The following is a 14,151-nucleotide window of genomic DNA, read 5'->3' on the forward strand; positions in this document are numbered from 1 at the left end:
GCATGAGCGCGACAAGAACATTGCTGCTTGAAATCGGAACAGAAGAAATGCCAGCCCGCTTTGTGGCCGGGGCATGTGAACAGTTAAAAGACAAGATCGAAAAATGGTTATCGACGAATCGTATCACATATGGAGCGGTTGTCGGCTATGAAACACCGCGCCGTTTTACGGTGATGGTAACAGACGTAAGTGAAGCACAGGCGGACATTAACGAAGAATTACGTGGTCCGGCTAAAAAGATTGCGATTGACGAAAACGGAGAATGGACCAAAGCGGCGCTCGGTTTTGCACGCGGCAAGGGATTGAGCCCGGAAGATCTGTATATGCAAGAAGCAGGCGGTGTGGAATATGTATTCGCCCGCAAGCATCAAGCAGGCGGTGCAACAGCAGAGTTGCTTCCGCAGCTGCAGGATGTTATCGCTGGTCTGTCTTTCCCGAAAAACATGCGCTGGGGCGCATACGATCTCAAATTCGTTCGTCCGATTCGCTGGATGATCGCCCTGTTTGGCGAAGATATTATTCCAATGGAGCTTACAGGCATTAAAACGGGTCGCCAGACAGAGGGGCACCGCTTTCTTGGCAAGCCTGTTACGATTGAGACACCGGAGCAGTACGTATCGGCCCTTGCTGAGCAGTACGTGCTTGTCGATCCTGAAGAACGCAAAGAGCGCATTCTGCGTCAAATGAAAGAATTGGAAGTCGAAAAAGGCTGGGTGATTCCAGTGGATGAGGACTTGCTTGATGAAGTCATTCATCTGGTCGAATATCCGACTGTGTTATCCGGCAGCTTCGAAGAAGAATACCTGCATATCCCACGCCAGGTACTTGTCACATCCATGCGGGAACATCAGCGCTACTTCCCGGTGGAAAACGCGTCAGGAGAACTTCTGCCGCATTTCGTAACGGTGCGTAACGGGGATGCAAGAAGCCTTGATGTGGTGGCGAAAGGAAACGAAAAAGTACTTCGTGCCCGCCTCTCTGACGCTCGCTTCTTCTATGAAGAAGACCAGAAAATGAAAATTGACGACGCGCTTGCTCGTTTAGAAAATGTCGTGTTCCACGAAGAACTTGGCACAATCGGTGACAAGATTCGCCGCATTCAAGATGGAGCTGCTCAAATTGCGGCAAAAGCGGGTCTGTCCGCTTCGGAAACAGACAAGCTTGCCCGTGCAGCCGCGATCAGCAAGTTTGATCTCGTAAGCCAGATGGTATACGAATTCCCAGAACTGCAGGGCATCATGGGGGAACGTTATGCTCGTCTTGCCGGGGAAGATGAAACGGTAGCCCAAGCGATTTTTGAACATTATTTACCACGCTTTGCAGGCGATATTCTGCCGCAGACAAATGAAGGGGCTGTATTGAGCATGGCGGATAAGCTTGACACGATCGTCGGTTGCTTCGCAATCGGCATCGTGCCAACTGGCTCGCAGGACCCGTATGCGCTGCGCCGTCAGGCTTCTGGTATCGTGCAGATTCTGCTCGACAAAAAGCTTGTCGTGTCACTGTCTGACTTGTTTGCGGTGGCGCTTGATATTCTTGCTAGCAAGTCACTTCTCAAGCGTGATCGTGCCGAAATTGAGCGTGATCTGCATGACTTCTTTGCGCTTCGCCTGAAAAACATGCTTCAGGAGCAGGGAGTACGCTATGATGTCATTGATGCGATTCTGACAGCGAACGCATCTCGTGTCACAGAGACGCTTGCCCGTGCAGCTGCGCTGATGGACGATGTAGAAAAAGACGCATTCAAAGGCATTGTGGAATCGTTCAATCGCGTGAATAACCTGGCGCAAAAAGCAGCAGGAAGCAACGTAAATGTGGACTTGTTCGAAACAGATGCGGAGCGCAATATGTGGAACTCGTTCCAAAGCATCGAAGAGAAAACAGCACCGATGCTGGCAGGCGGTCAGTTTGCCGATGTGCTCGCGACGATGGCTGAACTAAAACCGGCGATTGATGCGTTCTTTGATCAAGTAATGGTTATGGTTGATAACGAAGCCGTGAAGCAGAACCGTCTCGCATTGCTTGCTACTATTGCGGCATTTGTATTTGGTTTTGCTGACTTCAGCAAGATTGTATTTGCGTAACGTTTACATCGTAAAAAAAGAGGCTATCTCGAACGTCATCATATGACAGTGAGGCTAGCCTCTTTTTCGTTGCGGTTCAACAAATTACTTTATCCGTACAAAATCCACTTGCAGGATCAGATGAATTTTATATAGTATATACTATATAGGAAAAAAACGAAGGTATAGTATAACACTTTATCTCCGAGTGGAGGTGAGCGAGATCGAACTCACAAAAAGACAGGAACATATTGTCGAGATTGTAAAAGGCGAGGGGCCGATTACAGGGGAGCAAATTGCGGAGCGGCTATCGCTTACGCGGGCGACACTGCGGCCGGACCTGGCGATTTTGACGATGGCCGGATTTCTGGATGCACGCCCGCGTGTCGGATATTTTTATACCGGAAAAGACAGCAACCAGTTGATTAAAGAAGAGGTCAGCCGTAAAATCGTGAAAGACTATAAAGCACCTCCGATTATCATTCAAGAATCTAGCTCCGTATATGATGCGATCTGTACACTGTTTCTCGAAGATGTCGGTACGCTGTTTGTCGTAAACAGCAAAAATCATCTGGCTGGGGTTGTCTCTCGTAAAGACTTGCTTCGCGCCGCACTAGGGAAGCAAAACCTTGAAGATATGCCAGTCAGTATTATCATGACCCGGATGCCAAATATTGTGGTTAGCCTGCCGGAAGATAGCCTGCTTGACGCGGCCAAGAAGTTGATTGACTACCAGATTGATTCCCTGCCGGTTGTCCGTCCGGTACAGGATGGTAGCCGAAGCGCATATGAAGTAGTAGGACGGGTGACGAAGACGACAATCACACGCGGCTTTGTGGAGTTTGGCAATGAAGTCAGCGTGTAAAATGTAAGGAGGATGTATGTTTCCCCCATTCTTCAATGAATCGACTGTATATGTTGTATCTGACTCTGTAGGCGAGACAGCCGAGTTTGTTGTGAAGGCGGCTGCCAGCCAATTTGCCAGTGAATCGTTGCACATCCGCAAGTTTCCATATATCGAAGACGAAGGCACATTGAACGAAATTATTCGCGCGGCTGCTGATACGAAAGCCATTATTGCGTATACCATTGTCATCCCGCATCTGCGTACGTATATGGAACAGAAGGCGGCGGAAGCAGGGGTAACAGCGGTTGATCTAATGAGCCCGATCGTCGGTGCTCTTGAGAAGTACTTGGATCGTGAACCTAGCTGTAAGCCGGGACTGGTTCGCCAACTGGATGAAGACTATTTCCGTAAGGTCGATGCTATCGAGTTCGCGGTTAAGTATGACGATGGCCGAGATCCACGTGGTATTTTGCGAGCGGATGTCATTCTAATCGGAGTATCTCGTACATCAAAGACACCGTTGTCGATGTATCTTGCTAATAAGCGTTACAAAGCGGCGAATGTCCCGCTTGTTCCGGAAGTAGCACCACCCGAGGAGCTGTTTCTTGTTCCAAAAGAGCGTTGTATTGGCCTGGTGATTGAGCCGGATCAATTGAACATGATCCGAACTGAACGACTGAAATCACTTGGTCTGACAGCGCAGGCGAACTATGCCAGCATGGAACGCATCAAGGTAGAGCTTGCGTATTCCCGGACGATTCTGGAGAAGGTCGGCTGTGTGGTGCTGGATGTGTCGAATAAAGCTGTCGAAGAGACGGCTACCTTGATCATGAGCATGCTGAAGCAGAATCAGCGAGGTTCATAAAAGAGCGCAGCTTTGCTGCGTTTTTTGTTTTTTCTGTATTGACAAACTTATTTACCGCGAGCAGGAAAAATAAATAAGCATGTAGAATACTACGTTTTATAACGCAGACACTGTAGGTAGTGCGTTACACGCCTGCTGAACCGGGTATACTAAAGAAAACGGGCAATTTCGACAAAATACGCGAAAATTTTTAAGTGAACGGCAGGAAAATGCGAGATTTTGCCGAATACTATTATCTCATTGCCTGAATCCGGTATCAGGTAGCGAGATAAGGAAGTACAGGTGAAGAACATGGCTGGACGAATTCCGGAAGAGATCATTGAACAGGTACGCACGAAGAGCGACATTGTAGATGTGATTGGACAGTATGTTCATCTGAAGAAGACTGGACGCAATTATTTCGGTCTCTGTCCATTCCATTCTGAGAAAAGTCCTTCCTTTGCGGTACATCCTGATAAGCAGCTGTTCCGTTGTTATGGATGTGGAGAGGCGGGGAATGTTCTTTCTTTTGTCATGAAAGTAGAAGGTCTGGAGTTCCCAGAAGCGGTGCGTCAGCTAGGGAGTCGGGTTGGAATTGAGGTTCCGCACCAGCAGGACAGACCTGAAGATGACCGAATACGGCGCAAGAAAGACACGATGCTTTCCGCCCACGATTTTGCAGCGAAGCTGTACCATCATCTTTTACGGAATACGGATCATGGTGAGAACGCACGAAATTATCTCTTGAACAGACAGATACAACTTGCTACAATTGAAGAGTTTGCTTTAGGGTACAGCCCGGATAGCTGGAACACGCTTCTGTACCAGCTTGAGAAGCGTGAATACCCTCTGCCTCTAATGGAGGAAGCCGGCCTTCTCAGTCGCAGTGAGAACGGTGAACGGTTATTTGATAAATTCCGGGGGCGCGTCATGTTCCCGATTCATGATTCGCAGGGACAGGTTGTGGCATTTGGCGCTCGTGCGCTTGGTGATGCCCAGCCGAAATACTTGAACAGTCCGGAAACACCATTGTTTAACAAAAGCCAGCTTTTGTTTAATCTGCATCGCGCCAGGACTTCTATTCGGAAGCAGCAGGAAGCGGTGCTGTTTGAAGGATATGTCGATGTCATATCAGCGTGGCAGGCCGGCATTCAAAATGGGGTTGCGTCTCTTGGAACATCCCTTACAGAACAGCAGGCTCGAATTATACGGCGAAATAGCGAACACGTCACGATCTGTTATGATTCGGATCAGGCGGGGACCCTCGCAGCATTCAAGGCGGCTGATCTTCTCGAGAAAGCAGGCTGCTTTGTAAAAGTTGCCCAGATGCCCGGCGGGATGGACCCGGATGACTATATTCGCAAATATGGCGGAGAACGATTCCGTAATGATATTCTGCTACATGCTTCTTCGGTCATGGCATTTCGGCTGCAGGTGATTCGCAGTCGCTATGCGCTTTCGGATGAGACTGAACGGATGCAGTATATTCATGAAGCGCTCACGGAGATTTCACATCTTCCGAGTGCGGTTGAGCGTGACCACTACATGCGGCAGCTTGCTGAAGAATTCCATCTCTCTCTGGATGCACTTAAACTTGAACAAAAGAAAGTGTTCAAAACGCAAAAAAAGACCAATAACAGGGATAATCTCAAAGAGGGATGGAATAATAGTATAGATAATAGCAGACATGTGGCGGCAAAGCCGCTTCTGCCGGCGTATTTGACTGCAGAGAAACACTTGCTAGCGCTTATGATGCAGAGTGCAGAGATTACCGAGCAGGTACAGGCTCAGATCGGGGCGGATTTTGCAGTGGACGATCACGTAGCACTGGCTGCACATCTGTACCGCTATTACGCTCAAGGATATGATTCCGATACAGCTCGTTTTGTCTCGTTCTTACAGGACAGGCGGCTGATTGACCGGGCTTCTGAACTGGCCCTGCTCGATGTGGACGCTTCGACTGTCACAGCCCGGCAGCTTGCTGATTACGTACGGCAGGTGCTTACGTATCCAAAACGGATGCAGATAGAGGAATTAAACAGGGAAAAAAACACACAAGAACGTGCGGGTAACGCACTTGCGGCGGCACGGATCGGAATGGAAATCATCCGTCTGCAGCAATCTCTAAAATAACAAAAGTCAAGCCCGTTGGAAGGAGGGAACACCATGACGAAAAAAGCAGAAAGCAAGCCTGAGGTGGAAGTAACCCTCGACCAGGTGAAGGAACAGTTAATTGGCCAGGGTAAAAAGCGGGGCACGCTTACGTATAAAGAAATCATGGAACGCCTCTCTACCTTTGATCAGGATTCGGATCAGATTGATGAATTTTTCGAATATTTAACTGATCAAGGCATTGAGGTCAGCAATGAATCAGAAGAAGATGATGAAGAACCGATCATCCCACGCGATGAAGAGAATGAGGAGAACGAAGATTATACATTCGATGATCTATCCGTGCCACCGGGTATTAAGATCAACGATCCGGTTCGGATGTATCTGAAAGAAATCGGTCGGGTTCCTCTTCTGTCTGCCCAGGAAGAGATTCAACTGGCAAAGCGCATTGAAACTGGTGATGAAGAAGCGAAGCGTCGTCTGGCAGAAGCGAATCTTCGTCTTGTTGTCAGCATTGCGAAGCGCTATGTAGGCCGTGGTATGCTGTTCCTTGATTTGATTCAGGAAGGCAACATGGGTTTGATTAAAGCGGTAGAAAAGTTCGATTACCAGAAGGGCTACAAGTTTAGTACGTATGCAACATGGTGGATTCGCCAGGCTATCACGCGTGCGATCGCGGACCAGGCGCGAACCATTCGGATTCCTGTGCATATGGTCGAGACGATTAACAAACTGATTCGTGTTTCCCGCCAGCTGCTTCAGGAGCTTGGTCGTGAACCGTCTCCAGAAGAGATCGCAGAAAAAATGGACCTTACGCCAGAAAAGGTTCGCGAAATTATGAAAATTGCGCAGGAACCGGTATCTCTTGAAACACCAATCGGGGAAGAGGACGATTCTCACCTTGGTGATTTCATTGAAGACCAGGATGCATTGGCTCCATCGGATGCGGCAGCTTATGAGCTACTTAAAGAACAGCTAGAAGATGTTCTCGACACACTGACAGAACGGGAAGAAAATGTACTTCGTCTTCGCTTTGGCCTTGATGATGGTCGTACTCGCACACTGGAAGAAGTGGGCAAAGTATTCGGTGTAACACGGGAGCGTATTCGTCAAATTGAAGCAAAAGCACTGCGCAAGCTTCGTCACCCAAGCCGAAGCAAACGGCTGAAAGACTTCCTAGAATAAGCGTCATATGAATTGATACAGCCTGCGTGAATGATGATCCGTAGGCTTTTTTTTTTGAATTCACCCCAGGGGAGGACCTGCTGATGAACGAACAGAAAAAGAAAATCATCATTGGTGAGATCGAATACTGGCGTAGAACGCACCTGCTGCCAGGCAAGTATTGTGATTTCCTGCTTAATTTATATACGGAAGGTGAAAGCGCTGGCCGCCATACAGGGGATGAGAAGTCACAGAACCAGATTGCAGCTTCATCAGGTTCACCTTCATTGCCCGCCTTTTCCCTACCGAATATTCGAATAAGCTGGGTATTGAGTGCGCTTCCAATTGCCGTGTTGTTGTATCTTGCTTTTCATTTTACCGATTTTACTTTGACAATGCAAATGACACTGATTGGATTTTTTACCCTTTTGTTTTATTTGATGGCGTTTTTAACGCGAAGACAGCCATTTTCCAACCATCTTTGTTTAGGGATTGCTTCTCTTCTGCTTGCGGTAGGAGGCATGCATATTCTTAAACTGCTTGGATATGGCTCTGCAATCGTTGTCTTCTTCCTGGCAGGATGCTGCCTTGTCTGGTTCATCAGTGGAATTATCAGCGGGAAGCGATATATTTCATTTTGTGGGCTGCTTGGACTGCTTGGGATATACGGCTGGATCACACAGATGGAGCTTGCAACTTTGTTTTCATGGTGGCGGATCGAGGCGTTCTGGCTTCCGGTGTCCATTGTGCTCATTGCATTCGGGCTCATATGGAAACGGCGCCAGGAGCAGATGTCGGGCATGTTGTTTTTTGCCGGGATGGTGGCTCTGTTCGGGTCTGAGGCTGTGGCGATGCTGACTGATAGTGCTGACAAAAATATTCTGCTGTACTTGATTTACGTAAAACTGTTCATAGCGCTGTTTCTTCTGCTTTCGCTGAAAAATTTTTGGTGGGGCTGGGTAAGCAAGCAGCCGCTTTCTTCGTAGCCGGTCAATTTGACCGGCTTGTTTATTTTTATACAAAGAAATAAGAAAAATGAAAACGTTTGCTTAATTTAGCAGGAAACTCTGGTGAAATATAGAATATACATAATTATGAATATTTTAATTAATTAGAATTGTAAACGGTTTCTGTGTGCTGTGAACCTGAGCTACCGCTCAATTACAAACAAGAAAGGTCGGAGAGAGTATGAATTTCACCCTGACAGACGAACAGAAAATGATTAAGAATACGATTCGTGATTTTGCGGAAGGCGAAGTCGAGCCGGGTGCATCGGAACGTGATCGTACAGGAGAGTTTCCGCTTGAAGCCTTCAAGAAGATGGCGGAACTTGATTTAATGGGATTGCCATTCCCGGAAGAGTACGGCGGTGCAGGAGCTGACACAATCAGTTTTGCGATTGTAGTGGAAGAACTGAGCCGTGTGTGTGCATCGACAGGCATTACATATTCAGCGCACGTTTCGCTTGGTGGTGCACCAATCAACATGTTTGGAACACATGAGCAGAAAGTGAAGTACCTCACGCCGGTTGCACGGGGTGAATACTTTGGCGCATTTGGGCTGACTGAACCGAATGCCGGATCAGACGCAGGGGGTACGCGTACCGTTGCGATACAGGATGGCAATGAATGGGTGATCAATGGCTCGAAATGTTACATTACGAACGCTAGCTATGCGAAAAATCTCGCACTGACTGCTGTTACTGATAAAGAAAAAGGAACAAGCGGCATTACGGCATTTATTGTACCGACTGATGCGCCAGGGTTCTCGGTTGTGGATGACTATGAGAAGTTGGGACTGAATGCGTCTAATACAACGCAATTGTTTATGGAAGATGTACGGGTGCCAGAAGAAAATATGCTTGGTAAACGCGGAGAAGGCTTCAAACAGTTCTTAGCTGTGCTTGACGGTGGCCGTATCGGCATTGGAGCTATGTCAGTAGGTGTGGCACAAGGCGCATATGAGAAAGCGCTTGCGTATGCGAATGAGCGGATGCAGTTCGGACGAAGTTTGTCGAAGTTCCAAGCGATCCAATTCAAGCTTGCTGATATGGCGATGAACATTGAATTGGCACGTACAATGGTGTATAAAGCGGCGTGGTTGAAAGATAACGGTCGTAAATTTACAAAGGAAGCAGCGATGGCGAAGCTGTTTGCTTCCGAGATTTGCATGCGCGTCTGTGATCAGGCGATTCAGATTCACGGTGGCAATGGATATATGCGTGAATACCAGGTGGAGCGCTTCTTCCGTGATGCAAAGCTGCTTGAGATTGGAGAGGGAACATCTGAAGTGCTACGTATGGTCATTGCCCGCCAGATTGGCTGTCAATAATTTAATACGAGGGAGGAATTATCTTGAGTGAGCCGGTATCGATTACAATTGGGGATTTGCTCGATCAGACGGCTGCCCAGCTTCCAGACAAGGAAGCTGTTGTGTATCCAGAACTAGGGTTGCGTTATACGTTTTCCGAGTTCCAAACTCTATGCAATCAGGTAGCCCGCGGTTTACTCGCTCTGGGGATTCAACCAGGTGAGAATATCGCTGCTTGGACGAGCAATCTGCCGGAGTGGATAACCGTCCAGTTCGGGTCCGCCAAGATGGGGGCAGTACTCGTAACGGTGAATACGAGTTATCGTACACATGAATTGGAGTATTTGCTTCGCCAGTCCGAATCCACGACCCTTATATTGATGGAAGAATTCCGTGGCGTAAGCTATGTGGATATGATATATGAGATTTGTCCCGAGCTTGCGGACTGTGAGCCGGGGCAGCTTAAGGCGAAACACCTCCCACATCTGCGCAATGTCATTCTAATCGGGAAGACACGTAGGCAGGGAATGTATATGTGGTCAGATGTTTTGGAGAAAGCGGCCATAGTATCTGAAGACGAGCGAGTTCAAGTTCAGAATTCCTTGCAGCCGGATGAAGTGATTAACATGCAGTATACATCCGGTACAACGGGTTTCCCTAAGGGAGTCATGCTGTCGCATAAAAATATTGTGAACAATGCAATTAACGTGGCAGGCTGTCAGAACATGACGGAAGCAGATCGGGTCTGCATTCCGGTTCCGTTCTTCCATTGCTTTGGTTGCGTTATGGGCACGCTGGCATGTGTGGCTACAGGTGCTACCATGGTTCCGATCATCTCGTTTGATCCGCTTAGCGTACTTCAGGCGGTGCAGGATGAGAAATGTACAGCACTGTACGGTGTACCGACGATGTTTATTGCGGAGCTGAATCATCCGGATTTTGAGCAGTTCGATCTGCGTTCCCTTCGAACCGGCATTATGGCGGGATCACCGTGTCCGGCCGAAGTGATGAAAAAGGTCGTCGATGTAATGGGTGCCCGCGAGATTACGATTGCATATGGGCAGACAGAGTCCGCACCGGTGATTACGCAGACGCGTCCGAATGACACGATTGATCAGCGCGTGTCGACCGTGGGCCGCGTTCTTCCACATGTCGAAGCGAAAATTGTGGACCCGGCAACAGGTGAGGAGCTCGGAGTTGGGGAGCAGGGCGAGCTTTGCACCCGTGGCGTACATGTCATGAAAGGCTACTATAACATGCCGGAACAGACGACGCGGGCAATTGATCATGAAGGTTGGCTGCATACCGGAGACCTGGCGACAGTAGACGAGGATGGATACTATCGGATTACGGGTCGACTCAAAGACATGATCATTCGCGGCGGAGAAAATGTCTATCCGCGTGAGATTGAAGAATTCCTCTATACACATGACCAGATTGTAGACGTACAGGTTGTTGGGTTACCGGACGAGCTGTACGGTGAGCAGATTCTTGCGTGCATTAAAGTCAAGGAAGGCGAAGTGCTCACAGTGGAAGAAGTGAAAGAATATTGCCGGGGTAAAATTGCTCGCTACAAAATCCCGCATTATGTACAGATTGTAGAGGAGTATCCGATGACGGCATCCGGTAAAATTCAAAAATTCCGTCTGCGTGAACAGGCGATTGCGGTGCTTGGGATTAAATAAGTTGCCGTGAGTTTGTTTGATGAGGTTGATGTCGGCAAAGTTTGGTGGCGGGAAGCGGAGAAGAGAGAAGTTCGTCACTTGATTATGCGCTGCAAGGGAGCATGACTGGCCGCTCCAGGAGGCAGGCAGACGTACCCGCAAAGGGGGCCAATGATGGTTTGCTTCGTTGCTTGCGGGCAAAAGCTCGTCTGCCTACCTCCTTCCGCTGGGTGGGCGCATAAAAGCGTTCCGTACTTTCTCTCTTCTCCGCTCCCGGCACACTTTGCTGCTTAAACCTTTAAACAAACTATTGCACTAGCTTCATGCTGTATATGTATATACCAGGGGATGTCTCGAAAGTCATGTAAGTGACGGGCGAGGCGTCTTTTTTATTTAGGGGTAGAGGGAGCATTCTTTTATTCTATAATACAACATGGGAAGGTTGTGCATTTTTTGCACGTTGACAATGATTATCATGTTCGTTATCATTGTCGTCAGTTGAATAATATTGATTATCAATATTATTTTTTACTTAACAAGTACTATATAAGGTGGGGTATCATGGGGAATATTTTAGAGAACAGGACGATTGAAGAAAATTTTTTTGAAATTGCACAAGATTTTCAAAGTAAATTAGACATCATTCAATCTTCCCATAAAATAGAAATCAACATTCTTAAAGAAAACGTTGAACATTTAAATCAACATCTTATTCAAATCCAAGAGCTGCTAAAAAAAGATAAAAATAAAAAAATGAATATATCAATTAATTGGTATAAATTTTTTAGAACTTCACATCTTTATATCGGGTTAAGCACTTCTATTTTAATGATAATCGTTTGTATTGCAGGTCTTATCTTTAGACACCCAACTTTATTTGGAATTAGCACAACAATCTCAAGTTTAAATTCGGGGATGTTTATTATTGGGAATTATAAAATAGACTTTACTTTCTTAGTGGATATAATGGCTATCACTTTACTATATTTAATAGGTAGTGGCATCGGAATGTGGTATTATCCTAAAATGTTGAAAAAACGAAAAGAAAAAATTAAAAAAGAGATGAAAAAGGTAGCGTAGTTATTATCAACTCAATTTTCGTAACATAAATCAGGTAAGTAAACTTTGGTGTAGATAGGTAAAGTTGAAATCCATTGCTGGAATAAAAAAGCCTCCCGCTTATGGGTGGCTTTTTTTATGTTTCCTACATCGCCCATGTCAAGCAACTTTTAAAGACAGCGTTTCTCTTCCGATGCCCCATATGGTAAGCTAATGAAGAACGTTCCAGATTGAGGAGAGAAGCAACGTATGATTGAGATTTCACAGCGATTACAACGGATTGGCGATCGAGTGGAGCATGGAAGCCGCGTGGCTGACATTGGCTCTGACCACGCGTATCTGCCGACTTATTTAATACAGCAGGGGATTGCCGCTTCCTGCATTGCAGGTGAGGTAAATAAAGGGCCGTGGCAGTCTGCCGCACGCCAGATACAATCAGCAGGACTGACAGACCGGATCGAAGCCCGCCTTGGGGACGGGCTGGCTGTGCTTGAACCAGGAGAAGTAGACGTGGTGTGCATCTCCGGCATGGGTGGAAGTCTAATTGCCTCGATTCTTGGAGCGGGGGAAGCGAAGCTTGTTGGTGTCAGACAGCTCATATTGCAGCCAAATGTCGCAGCTCCCCTTGTGCGCCGCTGGCTGATGGAGCACGGTTGGCAGCTTGTCGCGGAAGACATTCTTGAAGAAGACGGAATTATTTATGAAATTCTGGAGGCACGACCGGGCGATCCGATGCTTCCATATGAGGACAGTACGCGAACGCCGGCAGACCTCGTAGAGATAGGCCCCCACTTGTGGCATAAGAAATCCCCGGTGCTGCATAAGAAATGGTCACTTGAGTGTGCCAAGCTGCGGATGGTGCTTGACCAGATGACCAAAGCGAAAAGTGCAGAGGCCGAAAGCCGCAGGGAGGAAATGGAGAAGAGATTGAATTGGATGGAGGAGATGCTTGCGTGTATGCAAACGGACAGCGTATAATCCAATACTTTGAACAATTTGCCCCGAAGCATCTGGCGATGGAAGGGGATAAAATCGGGCTACAGGTCGGCACCTTGCAAAAAGAAGTTAAGAAAGTAATGATTGCCCTCGATATACTGGAGAATGTAGTCGATGAAGCAATTGCAGAGGGTGTAGATTTGATTATTGCACATCATGCCGTTATTTTCCGTCCGCTCAAAAATTTGCGCACCGACTTGCCGGCAGGCCGTCTATATGAGAAGCTCATCAAACATGATATCGCCGTATATATCGCGCATACAAATCTTGATGTAGCAGAAGGTGGCATTAACGATCTGATGGCCGAAGCACTTGGGCTAACTGACGTGGACATACTAGAGAAGTGGCATGAACAGAAGTTGAAAAAAATCGTCGTCTATGTCCCGGTATCGCATGTGGATGTGGTACGTAATGCTATGACACAGGCCGGAGCGGGATGGATCGGTCAGTATAGCCATTGCTCGTTCAGTGTAAGTGGAACGGGCACGTTTATGCCGCATGAAGGTACGACTCCCTACATTGGAGAGCAGGATAAACTCGAGCAAGTGGAAGAAGTACGGTTGGAGACGATTATGCCCGGAGACATACAGACGCGCGTCGTGAAAGCGATGACAGCAGCGCATCCGTATGAAGAAGTTGCCTATGACATCTACCCGGTTGAGCAGGCAGGCACAACATGGGGCATTGGCCGCATTGGGAAATTGCCACAGGCGATGGAACTCGGGGCATTTGCCGAGCAGGTGAAGAAAGCATTCGGCGTATCCGGTGCGCGTGTTGTTGGAGAGCTGGACCGCCCGGTGCGCAAGGTGGCCGTTCTCGGTGGCGATGGCAACAGCTTTGTCTCGAAAGCGATGTTTCGTGGGGCGGATGTACTTGTGACCGGCGATATTTATTACCATACCGCGCACGATGCGATGGCAGGAGGTCTCTCGATTGTAGACCCGGGTCATAATGTTGAAAAGATTATGAAGCAGGGCGTGCAGAAGGTGCTTGCAAAGCGTCTGCACGACGATCATCTGGATACAGAAGTAATTGTATCCCGTGTAAATACAGACCCGTTTACTTTTGTATAAGATAAAGAAGAGGAGAGAA

12 protein-coding genes are annotated in these 14,151 nt (G+C 47.7%); all 12 read left to right on the forward strand.

The genetic code is table 11. The features are described 5' to 3' along the window. Positions 1-2: 2 nt before the first annotated feature. Positions 3-2,084: a glycine--tRNA ligase subunit beta gene (glyS, locus tag CB4_RS07135; RefSeq protein ID WP_096464469.1), complete on the forward strand. Its 2,082-nt coding sequence runs from the start codon at positions 3-5 to the stop codon at positions 2,082-2,084. A 193-nt stretch (positions 2,085-2,277) separates the two neighbouring features. Then, entirely contained in the window at positions 2,278-2,928 is a 651-nt protein-coding gene (locus tag CB4_RS07140) for a transcriptional regulator CcpN (protein WP_096467665.1), read from the forward strand. Positions 2,929-2,944: 16 nt separating this feature from the next. Continuing rightward, complete coding sequence (locus CB4_RS07145) at positions 2,945-3,775, forward strand: pyruvate, water dikinase regulatory protein (RefSeq protein ID WP_096464471.1); 831 nt, start codon at positions 2,945-2,947, stop codon at positions 3,773-3,775. Positions 3,776-4,066: 291 nt separating this feature from the next. Then, on the forward strand, positions 4,067-5,887 hold the full coding sequence (dnaG, locus tag CB4_RS07150) for a DNA primase (protein ID WP_096464473.1): 1,821 nt from the start codon (positions 4,067-4,069) through the stop codon (positions 5,885-5,887). 33 nt (positions 5,888-5,920) lie between these two features. After that, positions 5,921-7,051: an RNA polymerase sigma factor RpoD gene (gene rpoD, locus CB4_RS07155; protein WP_096464475.1), complete on the forward strand. Its 1,131-nt coding sequence runs from the start codon at positions 5,921-5,923 to the stop codon at positions 7,049-7,051. An 83-nt stretch (positions 7,052-7,134) separates the two neighbouring features. Further along, the gene (locus CB4_RS07160; RefSeq protein WP_096464477.1) at positions 7,135-8,016 is read left to right on the forward strand and encodes a hypothetical protein; all 882 of its coding nucleotides are present in this window, start codon (positions 7,135-7,137) and stop codon (positions 8,014-8,016) included. Between the two features lie 202 nt (positions 8,017-8,218). Continuing rightward, positions 8,219-9,361, forward strand: coding sequence for an acyl-CoA dehydrogenase (locus CB4_RS07165; protein ID WP_096464479.1), 1,143 nt, complete (start codon positions 8,219-8,221; stop codon positions 9,359-9,361). 23 nt (positions 9,362-9,384) lie between these two features. Next, the gene (locus tag CB4_RS07170) at positions 9,385-11,025 is read left to right on the forward strand and encodes an AMP-binding protein (RefSeq protein WP_096464481.1); all 1,641 of its coding nucleotides are present in this window, start codon (positions 9,385-9,387) and stop codon (positions 11,023-11,025) included. A gap of 44 nt (positions 11,026-11,069) precedes the next feature. Next, entirely contained in the window at positions 11,070-11,246 is a 177-nt protein-coding gene (locus CB4_RS21475; RefSeq protein ID WP_231956178.1) for a hypothetical protein, read from the forward strand. 319 nt (positions 11,247-11,565) lie between these two features. After that, positions 11,566-12,084 carry a PepSY domain-containing protein gene (locus CB4_RS07175; protein WP_096464483.1) on the forward strand — a complete coding sequence of 173 codons (519 nt, stop codon included), beginning with the start codon at positions 11,566-11,568 and terminating at the stop codon, positions 12,082-12,084. 228 nt (positions 12,085-12,312) lie between these two features. Continuing rightward, the gene (locus CB4_RS07180; RefSeq protein ID WP_096464485.1) at positions 12,313-13,041 is read left to right on the forward strand and encodes a tRNA (adenine(22)-N(1))-methyltransferase; all 729 of its coding nucleotides are present in this window, start codon (positions 12,313-12,315) and stop codon (positions 13,039-13,041) included. Then, a complete protein-coding gene (locus tag CB4_RS07185; RefSeq protein WP_096464487.1) occupies positions 13,017-14,132 on the forward strand; it encodes a Nif3-like dinuclear metal center hexameric protein in 1,116 nt (371 codons plus the stop codon). The genes CB4_RS07180 and CB4_RS07185 overlap by 25 nt, the downstream gene beginning before the upstream one ends. Positions 14,133-14,151 lie beyond the last annotated feature (19 nt).

Source organism: Aneurinibacillus soli, from assembly GCF_002355375.1.
Classification (GTDB): Bacteria; Bacillota; Bacilli; order Aneurinibacillales; family Aneurinibacillaceae; genus Aneurinibacillus; species Aneurinibacillus soli.

Excerpts from the sequence above, each read along its gene's own strand:
- glyS (WP_096464469.1), top strand. The coding sequence starts at position 3 with ATGAGCGCGACAAGAACATTGCTGCTTGAAATCGGAACAGAAGAAATG.
- CB4_RS07165 (WP_096464479.1), top strand. The coding sequence starts at position 8,219 with ATGAATTTCACCCTGACAGACGAACAGAAAATGATTAAGAATACGATT.
- dnaG (WP_096464473.1), top strand. The coding sequence starts at position 4,067 with ATGGCTGGACGAATTCCGGAAGAGATCATTGAACAGGTACGCACGAAG.
- CB4_RS07160 (WP_096464477.1), top strand. The coding sequence starts at position 7,135 with ATGAACGAACAGAAAAAGAAAATCATCATTGGTGAGATCGAATACTGG.
- rpoD (WP_096464475.1), top strand. The coding sequence starts at position 5,921 with ATGACGAAAAAAGCAGAAAGCAAGCCTGAGGTGGAAGTAACCCTCGAC.
- CB4_RS07175 (WP_096464483.1), top strand. The coding sequence starts at position 11,566 with ATGGGGAATATTTTAGAGAACAGGACGATTGAAGAAAATTTTTTTGAA.
- CB4_RS07145 (WP_096464471.1), top strand. The coding sequence starts at position 2,945 with ATGTTTCCCCCATTCTTCAATGAATCGACTGTATATGTTGTATCTGAC.
- CB4_RS07180 (WP_096464485.1), top strand. The coding sequence starts at position 12,313 with ATGATTGAGATTTCACAGCGATTACAACGGATTGGCGATCGAGTGGAG.